The 13,804-nt window shown below is 45.3% G+C and carries 11 protein-coding genes; 4 read left to right on the top strand and 7 right to left on the bottom strand.

Annotated elements, in window-relative coordinates; genetic code table 11:
• Nucleotides 1–287 precede the first annotated feature (287 nt).
• On the top strand, nt 288–1,340 hold the full coding sequence (locus OCU46_RS04335; protein WP_141271028.1) for an aldo/keto reductase: 1,053 nt from the start codon (nt 288–290) through the stop codon (nt 1,338–1,340).
• Between the two features lie 72 nt (nt 1,341–1,412).
• Entirely contained in the window at nt 1,413–2,306 is an 894-nt protein-coding gene (locus tag OCU46_RS04330; RefSeq protein ID WP_141271027.1) for a hypothetical protein, read from the top strand.
• 43 nt (nt 2,307–2,349) lie between these two features.
• On the opposite strand, the gene OCU46_RS04325 is transcribed toward OCU46_RS04330, so the two are convergent.
• On the bottom strand, nt 2,350–2,823 hold the full coding sequence (locus OCU46_RS04325; protein ID WP_141271026.1) for a DM13 domain-containing protein: 474 nt from the start codon (nt 2,821–2,823) through the stop codon (nt 2,350–2,352).
• 45 nt (nt 2,824–2,868) lie between these two features.
• A complete protein-coding gene (locus OCU46_RS04320) occupies nt 2,869–4,059 on the bottom strand; it encodes a benzoate/H(+) symporter BenE family transporter (RefSeq protein ID WP_141271025.1) in 1,191 nt (396 codons plus the stop codon).
• A 127-nt stretch (nt 4,060–4,186) separates the two neighbouring features.
• On the opposite strand from OCU46_RS04320, the gene OCU46_RS04315 reads away from it, so the two are divergent.
• Entirely contained in the window at nt 4,187–4,723 is a 537-nt protein-coding gene (locus tag OCU46_RS04315) for a helix-turn-helix domain-containing protein (protein ID WP_141271024.1), read from the top strand.
• Between the two features lie 7 nt (nt 4,724–4,730).
• Here OCU46_RS04315 and OCU46_RS04310 read toward each other — a convergent pair whose 3' ends face one another.
• On the bottom strand, nt 4,731–5,609 hold the full coding sequence (locus OCU46_RS04310; RefSeq protein ID WP_141271023.1) for a DMT family transporter: 879 nt from the start codon (nt 5,607–5,609) through the stop codon (nt 4,731–4,733).
• Nucleotides 5,610–5,874: 265 nt separating this feature from the next.
• Between OCU46_RS04310 and rlmF the strand changes: the two genes are divergently transcribed.
• Complete coding sequence (gene rlmF / locus OCU46_RS04305) at nt 5,875–6,825, top strand: 23S rRNA (adenine(1618)-N(6))-methyltransferase RlmF (RefSeq protein ID WP_141271022.1); 951 nt, start codon at nt 5,875–5,877, stop codon at nt 6,823–6,825.
• A 117-nt stretch (nt 6,826–6,942) separates the two neighbouring features.
• Here the strand turns inward: rlmF and OCU46_RS04300 are convergent, their stop codons facing one another.
• From OCU46_RS04300 to OCU46_RS04285, 4 genes are read right to left on the bottom strand one after another with little or no spacing between them, the layout of a single operon-like run.
• On the bottom strand, nt 6,943–7,716 hold the full coding sequence (locus OCU46_RS04300) for an efflux RND transporter periplasmic adaptor subunit (protein ID WP_244311385.1): 774 nt from the start codon (nt 7,714–7,716) through the stop codon (nt 6,943–6,945).
• A 2-nt stretch (nt 7,717–7,718) separates the two neighbouring features.
• A complete protein-coding gene (locus tag OCU46_RS04295) occupies nt 7,719–9,713 on the bottom strand; it encodes a preprotein translocase subunit SecA (protein ID WP_141271021.1) in 1,995 nt (664 codons plus the stop codon).
• Nucleotides 9,706–11,847: a site-2 protease family protein gene (locus OCU46_RS04290; RefSeq protein ID WP_141271020.1), complete on the bottom strand. Its 2,142-nt coding sequence runs from the start codon at nt 11,845–11,847 to the stop codon at nt 9,706–9,708. The genes OCU46_RS04295 and OCU46_RS04290 overlap by 8 nt, the downstream gene beginning before the upstream one ends.
• 7 nt (nt 11,848–11,854) lie before the next feature.
• Nucleotides 11,855–13,681 carry a GAF domain-containing protein gene (locus OCU46_RS04285; RefSeq protein WP_141271019.1) on the bottom strand — a complete coding sequence of 609 codons (1,827 nt, stop codon included), beginning with the start codon at nt 13,679–13,681 and terminating at the stop codon, nt 11,855–11,857.
• Between the last annotated feature and the right edge of the window lie 123 nt (nt 13,682–13,804).

Here is a 13,804-nt window from a genome sequence, read left to right as displayed (position 1 = left end):
AGCTAGGGCCTGTTGGCCTGTTGCGATTAAATTTTGCTCGACCAGAAGCCATTTAATCAAGGCGAGTGTCTTGCCGCCTAGTCATCTAAGCAAAAGACGCTCAACGACGAGTAAATGGCTTCTGGCCGAGCCCTTCGGGTAGCGGTTTGTTGGGCATTTCTACGGCGTTAGTCCCTTTTCATGTGGAACCACCACACCTAAAAGTGACTGCCTTGTATAAATACCCAACAAATCGCTACAAAAATCAACTCAAAAGGTCAACAGGCCCTAAGATGAGGAGAACCCAAATGGAATACGCCAAACTTGGCCATAGTGAACTGCAAGTATCACGTGTCTGCTTAGGTAGCATGACTTGGGGAGTGCAAAACAATCAACAAGATGCTGATGAGCAGATTAATCATGCTCTTGAGCAAGGCGTTAATTTTATCGATACCGCGGAAATGTACGCCATTCCACCTACCCCAGTGACTTACGGTAAAACTGAAGCCATTATTGGTGACTGGGTCGCTCGCAATCAAGCGAAGCGTCAACAGACTATCATTGCGACCAAAATTGCTGGGCCTGGTATGCATTGGGTCCGAGATGGTGGACCGATTACTGGCGAAGCCGTTATACAATCGGTAGAGAGTTCATTAAAGAGACTGCAAACAGACTACATTGATCTTTACCAACTGCATTGGCCAAACAGAACCTCTCCTCACTTTGGTAAGCAATGGTCAAACACATTCAGCTTCGCAGACGTTGACGTCAAAGCACAGCGCTCGCAAATGCTAGAGATTTTGCAAGCACTCAATGAATGTATTACCGCTGGTAAAATACGCCATTGCGGGCTCTCAGATGAGACTACCTGGGGCATTAGCACCTATCTCGACCTTGCCGAAAAGCACAGTTTGCCTAAGATGGTTTCCATACAAAATGAGTTCAGTCTATTGTGCCAGAAGGATTGGCCATACTTGATTGAACACTGCCATCATGCAGATGTTGCGTATTTGCCTTGGTCGCCGTTAGCCAGTGGTTTGTTAACAGGAAAATACACCAATGGAGCACGACCTGAAGGCAGTCGCTGGAGCTTAATGGACTCAAAAAACATCTACAGAAGCACCGAACTCGCACACAACGCAGTAGCGCAATACGCTGAGATCGCAAAGGATATCGGTATTACTCCTGCACAATTGGCCTTAGCTTGGTGTAACAGTGTTCAAGGGGTGACCTCTAGCATTATCGGCGCGACCAGCATGGCTCAGTTAAAAGAAGATCTGGCAGCGTTTGATCTAACCCTAGATAGCGAAACACAACAGCGAATTGCAAAGGTCATCAAGCAGTTCCCTGCTCCTTACTAATCAACGAACAAGGCTGGGTTCTCGCATAAACAACCCAACAGAGAGTTCCAGCCTTTTACTGAGCTAATCTAAATGAGTCAGTTAACCACATCAAACGACGCGCTACCGGCGCCTTCTTCACCAAAATCTAATCGACTGTTACTTACAGTGATTACCTTGCTTCTCACAGTCGGCGCTGTGCTTAACTTAGCGGATCATTATGCGGACATTAAGCTTGATGAATCCATCGAACAAGGCGTGGTTGCCTTTGCATCAGTGCGCAGTATTCATGCGGTGATCTCTATGCTAAAAGGTACAGAAATCAGCGTGCCGTTTCTAACCGTGAGCGTGGGTGAAATATTATCTCCTGCTACAGAAATATTGCAGTCAACATCTACCGTGCTCACTACAGCACTAGCCTCACTGGGTCTACAGAAAATATTGCTCGATGTGTTCGCGGCAAAGCTAGTCAACATCATCATTGCCTTTAGCGCATTAACTTATCTCGTGACCCTATGGTTCTCTCCACTCACCAGATTCTTAAAATACACACAGCCGCTATTTTTTATCCTTTGTTTAACTCGATTCTTACTGGTCGGCACGCTACTGCTCAACAGTTTGGTCGATACCTTATTTTTGAATGAGCAAACTGAGCAGATCACCCAGCAAACCGACTTTATTGCAACGGATCTGCATCAATTTAATCAAGAGCTTATTGATGGAAAGGCATCACAATATGAAGAGGATGACAGCCTACTGGGAAGTGCGAAAAGAACATGGAACAACATGACCAGTGGTTTTGAACAAACCAAGCAAGAAATGCAGAAAAGCTTCGATGAACTTCAGGAAAAAACAGAGTCTTTAGTGATCAATCTACTCACCTTGATTGCCATGTTCACGCTAAAAACCATTTTGATCCCCATAGGCTTTTTATTACTGCTGAAAAACCTGTATTGGAGCCTAATTAAACGTCTATCTCCTATTTAATCACTGGCATTTCCCCCTGACATTCAGGGGGAAATCTGAAGCCCTATTCTCTGTATCTGGCGGACGTAATAAATTCACCAAAGCTTTCACACCAAATAATCACCGTGGTGTAATCTTCAAGGTCGATAGTCTTATCAAGAGTAAGACTAAAGCCGTTGAAGCTTTTTACGTCACCGACTTGAACCATCTGCGATTTTAATTGGTTGAATTTTGCTTCTGTTTCCACATATTCTGGAGACAGATACAGTTTATAATCAGGACCAGGCGCGAGTTCACCTACAAAGGAGATTTGCTCTGCGCTAAGCATCACTTTTCCTTCTCCCCAATGAAAAAAATCGCTGTCTTGACGCTCTTTATCAAAGGTTGCCGTAAACTCAGCCTTATCGAAATGCTGAATAATCTGTTCCGTTGGTGCCGGGGGCGCTGTCAAAATCGGCAATGCGTATATACCAAGGGCAAAACCAAAGCCAATTGCAACAATATGGGTAACCAATAACAATACTTTTTTCAACACCATCAATCCTTGTGTAAATTATCCATAACTCATTCAATTCTAGGCATATTAACGCCGACTTGCTGAAGAAAGTGCGTAAGCGGCAATACCTAACAACAATCCCCAAAAAGCGCTACCTATACCCATAATTGACACGCCCGATGCCGTCATCAAGAACGTAAGCAAGGCAGGCTCTCTCTCTGTTGCATCATTCAGCGCGATAGCAAGGCTATTGCCTATGGTTCCCACCAAAGCTAACCCTGCAATGGTAAATACTAAAGTTTGAGGAAAAACGGAAAACAGCGTCGCGACCGTTGCAGCAAATAGCCCTGTTAGCAGATAAAACAAGCCCGCCCATATCGATGCCATATAGCGTGTTTTAGGATCTTCACCCGCTTCTTTTCCCATACAGATAGCAGCAGTAATTGCTGCAAGGTTAAACGCGAAGCCACCAAAAGGTGCCATCAGCACACCCATCACTCCTGTTGTTGAGATAAGTGGAGATGATGGTGTTTGATAGCCATTCGCTCTTAAAACGGCAATACCGGGGACATTTTGTGAGGCCATGGTGACGACAAATAGCGGGATCCCGATACCTATAACAGCAGATAGAGAAAACTCAGGTGCGATCCAAACCGGAGATGCCATCTCTAAATCAATACCATCCAGCCTTAACGAATCCTGACCCAAGCTGACTACGACTCCAATGAGCAGTACCAATGGGATGGTATATAGAGGAACAAACCGCTTTAGAATCAGATAACCAACAAGCATGCATCCTACGAGTAGCGGATCGATTGCGATTCCAGTAAACACATTTAGACCAAATTGAAGTAACACTCCGGCCAACATGGCTGAGGCGATGGAACTTGGAATATGCTTTGTGAGCTTTTCGAACCAACCCGTTAAACCGCACACCAGTATTAAGGTGGATGAGAACAGAAATACCCCTATCGCTTGATTAAGGCTAACGCCATCAAGTGAGGTTGCCAGCAGTGCGGCCCCTGGTGTCGACCATGCTGTTAATATCGGGGTCTTATAGAATAGCGATAAGCCTATGGTAGTCACCGCCATGCCCACCCCTAGCGCCCACAACCATGAACTGATTTGCTCAGCGTTAGCACCCGCCACATTAGCCGCTTGGAAAATAATGACCGCTGAACTGGTATAGCCAACCAGCACCGCGATAAATCCAGCTGTAATATGAGAAAGATTAAAGAAGCTGTGAAACTTTTGCCCGTACTGACGACTTATCTGCATGCCGCTTGTCCTTTCCTTTGATGGTATCCTTGTGCGTAATAGCGCACAAATCAAAACATAGCACTTGTGCGCTATAACGTACAGCCTTAAACTAAATCCATAAGCAGAATAATCAAGTGTGGTTAAAGTGTCAGAACAGCTATTTAAGCAGCAAGTGGGAAATAAATTAAAATCAATCCGTCAAGACAAGCAACTTAGCCTCGACGCTGCAGCAAAACTCACTGGTGTGTCTAAGGCAATGCTCGGGCAGATTGAAAGAGGAGAATCGAGCCCTACCATTAACAAACTTTGGCAAATCGCCAGCGGATTAGAAGTGTCCTTCTCCTCTTTCTTTGCTACAAGCAAAGCACTACGTCAGCACAATCAAGCCTTTCCCAACGATAGTAAGATGAAGGTTGATACGCTGTTTGGCTATCAAGAAGATACTCAGTTCGAGATGTTTGAGATACAACTAACAGACTTTCACCAGCAAGACTCTGCGCCTCACAGCCACGGTGTGATTGAGCATATAGTCGTTTTATCGGGAGAGTTAGCTATGTTGTTCGACGGAGAGTGGCACCCGTTAAAACAAGGAGAATGTGTTCGATTTTTTGCAGACCAAGCGCACAGCTATAAGGCCATTACTGAAACCGTGCGCTTTCAAAATATTGTGTATTACCCATAACCTTAATTTAGGTAGCGATGTCCGTAGCCATTTCGGTCTGCTTTTTGCTTTTACGCCAACGGATTGGCATTAATGGAACCACAATCATAGCAATGCCCATGATGGTCAATACGTCAGGGATCTCATCAAACCACATGATCCCAAACAGAGTAACGAATACTAGGCCAGAATATTCTGCGAGGGCTATTTGACTTGCGGGCGCCTTTTTATAAGCCACAACCACCAACGCGTGATAGCTCAATACAAAAAAGTTGATTGCCAAGATCCAGAACAGGTGACGTAATTCTATAGTGCCCCAATTAGGCAGTGCCAGTAAGAAGGCGCCAGGAATCGTCAAAGCCGTAGTCCAAAACAGTGTCGAGACCACCGACTGAGATGCCGGCAAGCGCTTAATCAAAATATTACCGACTGCCATCGCCAGAGCGCTACCCAAGGCAATAATCGCAGCCCAATGGAAATGCTCTGGTCTTAACACCACCAGCACACCAATAAAGCCAATACCGGTTGCTATCACCTTCTTCAGTGGAGGCATCTCTTTAAGGAAGATGATCGACAAAGGCAGCATCATTAACGGTGCGACATAAAACATCGCGTTCGCCGTTGCTAAGGTTAAATGAGTAATCGCTACCATAGCGCACCCACTGCCAATCAAAATAAACTGCGAGCGCCAAAAGTTGATCTTTCCACACCCCTGCATACGCTCCTGCCTTGGCAAACGAAGCCACAACGGTGCAATGATCAGTAAACTCATAACCTGACGTATGAAGACGTACTGAAAGGTTGGCACTTCTCCATTTAGCACTTTAAGTGACACATCAGAGAGTGACGCTAAAAAATTAGCGAAAACCAATAATAGGATGGCTTGAGTAACCGAGTTGGCGCGCATAAATGCTCTAAAATAATCTAGGTTGGCAAAGACGCGCGAAGATATCAGTCTTTAACCAATAAATCCAATTGTATGACAATATTCAGCATGGACTAACATTAGTCTAATACCAATCACACTAAGTAAGTGATCAGAAATAGCGCTGGGAAAATGTTCGAGAGCATTTTAACAAGTTAGAATGACCGGTTATTTAGTACGATTGGTATAAGCTTGTGCTAAAGTAGCCACCGCAATACTGACCTCCAATACCGAGTATCGAATCCTGATGAAAAGTAATAGAACCCCGTCAACGAAATCTCTAAAAGCAGGTCTTCATCCACGAAATAAACATCACGGACGATACGATATTGCGGCATTGGTAAAAGCTCTTCCGGAATTGAAAAGCAAAGTAACCCTCAATCCGAGAGGAGAGCAAACAGTAGACTTTAGTGATCCTGAAGCAGTACTGACTCTCAACAAAGCTCTACTTGCACACCATTATCAAGTGAAGTTCTGGGACATTCCGAAGGGTTATCTATGTCCGCCTATTCCTGGACGCGCTGACTACGTTCATCGCTTGGCAGATCTACTCGACAGCTCAGATACCAGCATCAATGTTCTAGATATAGGCACGGGGGCAAGTTGTATCTACCCTATTATTGGCGTTACTGACTACCAGTGGCACTTTACCGCCTCAGATGTAGATCCTGTATCCATTAAAGTAGCCACTGAAATTGCAAGACAGAACCCTCACCTATCAAAAAAGATTACACCGCGCTTGCAAAAAAACGCAGCCAATATATTTAAAGGTGTCATTAAAGAGGGAGAGTACTATCACCTCACGCTGTGTAATCCTCCGTTCCACAAGTCGCTAAAAGAGGCAGAGCAAGGGACAAAAAGAAAGGCTGATAATCTCGCTAAGAATAGAGCTAAACGTGGCGCTAATGCTATGAACAACAAAAACCACACCATTAAGTCTTCATCAAGCGGGCTAAACTTTGGCGGCCAAAAAGCAGAGCTATGGTGCCCAGGGGGAGAAGAGGCTTTCATCAAAAATATGGCACAAGAAAGTGTCCTTTTTAAAGAGCAGGTGGGCTGGTTTAGTACTCTCATTTCAAAAAAAGAGAATGTCTCTCCGATGAAAAAGCTACTCAGTACCTTAGGGGCAACTCAAGTTAAAGTCGTAGAAATGTCCCAAGGACAGAAAATCAGCCGATTTATTGCTTGGCGATATTAGCTAGCATCTTGCACGCACGCACGAACAACAAAAAAGCCAGTAAGTAGAACTTACTGGCTTTAGTACCTTCAATACCATTGCCGCAATGATAAGAATGTCGAATGCATAGAGTCTAAGCTAGCTCTTATCTTCAAACTCAGCTCTGCAACGTAAGCCGGCAGAGAGATCCCCTGCGTCATTATTTAAGGTCACAGTCACCGCAAAGGTATTACTTGCGGCATCTATAATAGGATCAATAATCTTCACCCTCCCTTGGTAAGGAGTGTCCGTACCTAGCTTGTATAGTGTGACGCTCTCTCCTTTTTGTACCTGACCATACAGCTCAGCAGGGAGAACAACATCGGCATGCATTGGATTTAAGGTCGCAACGCGTAAGAAAGGTTGTTCATCAACAAATTCACCTGGATCTTTAATTCGCTCAATAACGACACCGGAGATTGGGCTTCGAGTCTGTCTTTGACTGAGGCGAACCTTAGCTTCTTTTAATTGATAAGAGGCTAACCGCTGCTCTGTGATCATCTCATCTTGCTCATTCTCAGAGATCAGGTTTTTTCGATACAGATCCGCGTTACGCTCCACCTTGCGGGTTGCAAACTCAAGCCTAGCCTTAACGGTATTGATTGCAGCAACTTCTAACGTCGAGTTCAGGGTCATAACCAATTGCCCTTTTTTGATTCGGTCGCCTCGGTTGACCTTAAGATCCTTGATCACCCCCTGAACTTCGCTACTCAGCTCAACGTCTGAACTAGGCTCTAGCAAGCAGCTTAAAGGCGTAATACCGCTAGCAAAGTCTTGCATCTCATCATTGGCCGAGGCTGTACCTACCACCAAAGAACCCATCATAGTTACTGCTATCCATGTCATCGATTGGGCTATTTGCATTTTTTTCATTGTTACACCTGTTGGGAGGAAAATGACAACACTTCCTGTTGCTGCTCATCATGTTGCAAAAGTTGTTTACGTGCTTGCTGTTGCCGTCTCTCGATATGATGCTGACAACGCCGTATACACTTAAACAATAATCTATTTTTCAAAGGTTTGGGGATTGGCGCATAAAATAATAACTGCAGAACTTTTCTCCAACCTTGTGTAATAATTTCTTCCTCCAGTGACAGGATATATTCAACACTTCCATGGTCACCTTGCCGGGCAGAACGCCCCTCGAGTTGCCTATCAACTCGAGATGAGTCATGCAAGCCTGTGATGATTACATGTAGTCCACCTTGTGCTTCGACCTCAGACTCAAGCTTAATGTCCGTGCCTCTTCCCGCCATGCTAGTTGCTATGGTGACTCGTCCCTTGTGGCCTGCTTGCTCAACGACCTCAGCCTCAGTTTGATCCTGGCGCGCGTTTAAAACTTGATGCTCAATGTTTTTGTCCGCCAGCAGACTGCTTAACCTTTCAGAAGCTTTTAACGACTGAGTGCCCACCATTATTGGGCGTGAGCTCTGCTTTCTAATGGCCGATATCTTGGCCACTATTGTTAGCCACTTTTGTTCATTACTGGCTGAAATAGTGGTGCCCAAATGAACCCTTTTGCTTTTTTTATGAGTTGGTACATCAACGACTGGTAGCCCATATACTCGCCAAAATTCACTTTTGACCTCATCCGCTGTGCCTGTCATTCCTGATAAATGATGGTAATAGCGGAAAAAGTTTTGGAAGCTAATACTTGCGAGCGTCTCTCTTGGGTCACTCAGCTCACAGCCTTCTTTGATTTCAATTAACTGATGAAGACCTCTTTCCCAAGTGCGATCTGGCATCCTTCGTCCTGTGTGCTCATCAATAATGACGACCTTGCCCTCATCCACTAGGTAGTGCTGGTCTTTGATGAACAAATGCTCGGCTGTGAGTGCTTGTCTCGCCAATTCTAAGCGCCTGATTCGAGCTTGCCATAGAGGGCCTAGATTTTGAGTCTTAGCCTGTATTAGCTCTTCACCACTGGCCAAGATGTCTACTGTGCGCATTGAAGTGTGAATAGAGAAGTCACGTCCTTGCTGTAAATGAGAAATCAGCCCATAGGCTTGAGAGTAGAGTTCAGATTGCTCTTGCTGAGGGGTGGTTTCACCCGAAATGACCAAAGGTGTGGTGGCTTCATCCATAAACACGCCATCAGCCTCATCAACAACCGCAAAATGCAGCCCCCGTAGCATTAAATTGCCCAATACCGAGTCGCGCTTGGGCAAACTGCGCAAGGCATGCAGTTGCAAAGAGTCATTGAATTGGCCGAGCTGAATGCTGTCTTTGAGGTAGTCAAACGCGAGTTCGTTGTTAGTACAATAAACAATATCCCTGGCGTATTGTTGCTGACGCTCTCCTCTTTGTAGCCCCTGAATCACTATCCCAACAGATAATCCCAAGCGTTGATAAACCGGTGTCATTAACTTAGCATCGCGCTCGGTTAAATAATCATTAACCGTCACTACATGGGTAGGAACGCCTGCAAGTGCCGCTGCCGCAACAGGTAGGGTAGCAGTGAGCGTCTTGCCTTCTCCCGTTTGCATTTGACCTATGGTGCCATGAAGTATGCTAAGCCCTCCTAGGACTTGGCTATCAAAATGCCACATACCTAGCTCGCGGCCCGCAACCTCTCTAATTAAAGCAAAGCACTCTATGGTTAAATTGAAGGTCATGCCCTCACGAAGCAAAGACTGTCTTATTTCAAGTATCCGCGCATCTAGTTGATCCTCACTAAGCGATCGATAGCCCGCGTCCTTGGATTTTATTCGCCAAAGCATCGGCTTATAAAGCCATACAGAAGCGCGAATAGGCCGACTGCAATACGCGGTAATAGCGCGCCACCAGCGCATCATTCTCTCTTGTTTCTCAATCGTATTTTGCGGCCTATCTACAACAGAGCTTGGGCGCCTTTTGGGACGACTAAACATCGAACTGCCTCAAGAAAAGGCGGCGAATTGCTCGATACCAGCGATAGGCAATAGGCTCACTATCATGCTCAAAAAGAACATGCACCCTTTCATCAAATCGGGTAATGGGGGCTTGGGTGCTATCTAGCTCCACCCTAAAATATCCCTCATAGCTTTCAAGGTCATGATTTCGATTTGGGTCTAAAGCTATCTGTCCTCCCCCTTCAGTGGCGAGTACTGCACTGGGTAAGATTCTCGTTGAAGAGGGAACGAAGCGCTTGATGCTGCTGATGTATTCTTGATTAGGGTTCGATGCGAGCTTAAGTGTCACCGAAGAAGTCTGAGTTCTAACCCTATCAATGTCATCCTCTGACACCATTGCTGCCAATGGCAATGAGTCAAAATCTACTAAATATCCGATAATTTGCCCACGGTTGTAATATCGACCTTGCTCCGTCTCTCTGTCTGCATACACAAAAGTGCCCTGTGCTGGACTTATAATTTGTAAACTTTCCATTCTTGATAGCGCGTGACGGTACTCTTGTTCTAAGTATCGAAGCTCTTCCAACAGTATTTCAGACTCTGAGCGATTGTTAACACTAGCTTCATATCTGAGCCTAGCTTCAACGAGTTGAGAATTGAGCACGACTACCTGTGACTCCAGATCCGGTGAGTTCAACTCTAGAATCACCTGCCCTTGCTCCACGTTAACGCCTGCTTTGACAAACAAACGCTCAACAAAACCATTTGCTTCTGCCCGTACATATGCTTGCTGAGGAACATAAATAACACCTTGTGTATAGGTTTTATAGGGTGCGGGCACAGCAAAAAGAACCGCTAAGATTGCCAAAATTAATACGATAGAGCCTAGGTAAATTCGTTTGCTTTTCATCCGCATTGCTGGGTCTGTTCTCGGTTTAGTAATTAATTTGGCTATAGGTAATATCAAACTTTGCATTATCGACCATAGGGCAAGCAGTACACCGATAAAAAAATACTTACTCGCGACAAACAGAGAGATGACCACCATAACAAACAGCCGGTAGATATATGCTGAGACTGCATAAACGACCAAGCATATAGATTCAGTATAGGAATAAGCGTTTGTTCTAACTGATGAAATTCTAAAAAGATAGCGCTTCACCAGGTAGCCTACTTGTGCATTACCTCTCGCACCTAGATTGGGGATTTCAAGGAAGTCTGCCAACACATAATAAGCGTCAAAGCGAAGCAGTGGATTGCCATTGAACAGTAAGGTGGATATCCCACCAATGAGCATCACGTTGTATGCCAAGGCACGCACTAGACCAGGCTCGACCATCACCCAAACAATCATGGCAATAGCCGCCATTAATAGCTCGCCCAACACCCCTACGGCGCCCACTATCATGCGTTGATATTTATTACTAAATGATGATGTCGCAGAGGCGTCGACATAAGGCACAGGGATGAAGATAAGTAACATCACTCCCATCTCATGCACCTCTCCCCCCCAACGCTTAACTGCGTAGCCATGACCAAGCTCATGAACAAGCTTCACAATGGGATAGGCAAGTGCCATCAAAAACAGGTTTTCTACCCCTAATACCTTGTCACTTAGATTGTTAGTTAGAGCGTCCCAATGGGTAACGGCAAGCATGGTTCCAGTCAACACGACAATTAACCAAACCAACGCGCCTATTTTAGAAAAGACTAGATTTGCTACCCATTGAGTTGAGCTAAGAAAGCGCTCAGGGTCTAACATAGGAATGCGGACACTCAATGGCGATTTGAGTTGCTGCAACAGCTTTTTTTGCTGCTCGCTTTGCTTACGATGATGCAGATGCTTAATACTAGGTAGGACGTTAGATTGGACTACATTCGCTTTATTTAGTTGCCCAACCAACTGAATCACTTCATCTTGTGTCGGCAAATCTTCTTTCAATCGTTCACAGGCAATCTCCCATATCTGCTGAAGGGTTCGCTCGCCATTCATCAAACCAATCAGTTGATATGCTTGTGGCGTAAAGCGTTGAAACTGGCCTGTGACATGATCTTGTAGTACGTACCACACCTTATCTCGATACACGTGGCGGTGAATATCCGCATGTTTGCGAACACGTACTTTTAAATTGGAGACCTTGTACCAAGAAGGGCTAAAGAGAGACTGTGCCATACTACGCCTAACCCCACCAAGACCATATTCTTAGTCTTAGCCATTCGGTAAGATCCCTAGTCCAAATATCGAATAAAAGTCGCTCATCAATGGCTACCTTACCTATGCCTTCCATACCTGGCTGAAATTGTGAGGAGAGTTCGCTTAATTCTCCTTCCACGATAAAGTAGCTGGCTCCATCTTTTACCTCGGTAATCGGCGTGATCTTACTCACTGTAAAGTCAAAGCCTGACTCAGGTAATGCAGACAAATACAAGGTGCCTAACTGCCCTAATTCCAGATCAGAAATTCGGCTCTCTTGCACCATCAATTTGATTCTATAGCTCTCCGCTGGTGCTACCTCTAATAAAAGGTCTCCTTTAGTCACCGCGCTTCCTAGCCTCTGACTTAAGTCACCACTGACAACCAAACCATCATAGGGTGCAAGTAGTTGGCCTCGTTCAATCTGACTATCGACCAATTCAAGTTGCGCCTCAACCTGCTTCTGCTCAGCGTTCAGGATATTGATCTTAGCTCGATCACGCGCTGACAAAGCCTCAAGCCTTTGCCGATTGATCTTACTTTGTTCACTAAGCCATTTTAACTTTTCAAGACGAAGATCCCGGTCATCCATTAAAACCAAAGGATCATCGACAGTCACTCTGTCTCCCGCTCGCACTAACGCATCACTAATATACCCATCGTAAGGGGCAACGATTGCCTGTTGCACCGCACTTTCTATCTGTGCATCCGCTGAAAGCTTATATTGACTCGTCACGGTCGCAAGTAAGTACCCTATTCCTAACAAAGCAAGGAATATGAGTTTTCTGCCTAGGTAATTAGGGCCAAACAATCGCTTTAATTGATTTGCAGAGGCATCGATTAATTTTTTGTACCAAGGACGGTCATTGCGCTGCTTATCCACTAAGGTCGGGAGCACTATACTGGCAATACTCTGGCATAACTCAGACTCAGGTTCGCTCCACACCTGTTCTGGTTTACCCTCGACAACCAAGGCCCCAAAAGTTTCCCCTCGCAGATAAAGCGGAACTGACATAATACCGATATCGCCATGTTGTGAAGACATCTCTTGGTGAGCTTGGGTGATTAGGTTTTCATCACTTTTCAGGTTAGGTATGCGAATCACCCTCCCCTGATCCAAGCATTCGTCCATCACTCGTTCAATCAGCCGAACGTGGTTCATCTTCTTGCCAAACTGGGCACTATGAGATAAGTGCTTTAGGCGCGAACGCTTGTTTTTATATTCCCCGAGACTCACTCTATCGCAATCGAACAGTACTGCGAGCTCTGTCACTAGGCGCACAGAGGCTTCGTCAAAACTCACTTCCGATAACACCCTAGCCAAGATCTCTACACGGGTAGCGTAGTGTTGCTGCTCTTCTAATGAACGCTGCAACCTTTGTTCAAACTCAACCGTTTCAATGCCTGAAACACTCCATTGAATAAGGGTCAAAGCCTGGGTTAACTGTTCTTTGGAGGAGACTCGCACAGCAAAAGCCACAAAGGCGATAAATTCAGACTGTTTATCCAATACAGGATACAACAGGCCAAACACTTCATTCTGCGTAGAGTCTGAGGATAAGCGAGTAACTTGAGGTTGAGTGCTCTGTAGCTGCTGTTCAGCTAATTCAGCCAGCTCTGGGTAGCTAGAATTTTCAGCGTCGATAGACGCAACAGGTAAATAGTTTGCACCAATTTTTAGGTACACCACTGCCGTCTCTATGCCAGATAAGACTGATTGATGTTTGGCTAGCCAATCATGGTAATAATTTTTTTGTGCTGATGACTCAGGCATCACTTGTTGCGGGGTAGCCATAGTGGCTTGTTGTGTCATAACTAATACATCCCTGTCACACACGCTTGATGGCCGTTTCCTTACCGCCACACTAATTTCTTGCCTTACTTAACAAAATCAAATTGCCAAATAAAAGGTGCGCCCTACGCGTAGGACGCACAA

This window comes from Vibrio comitans (assembly GCA_024346835.1).
In the GTDB taxonomy this organism is placed as follows: Bacteria; Pseudomonadota; Gammaproteobacteria; order Enterobacterales; family Vibrionaceae; genus Vibrio; species Vibrio comitans.
Note: the sequence above shows the minus strand (reverse complement) of the source record. Positions and strands in the feature narration are given on the sequence as shown.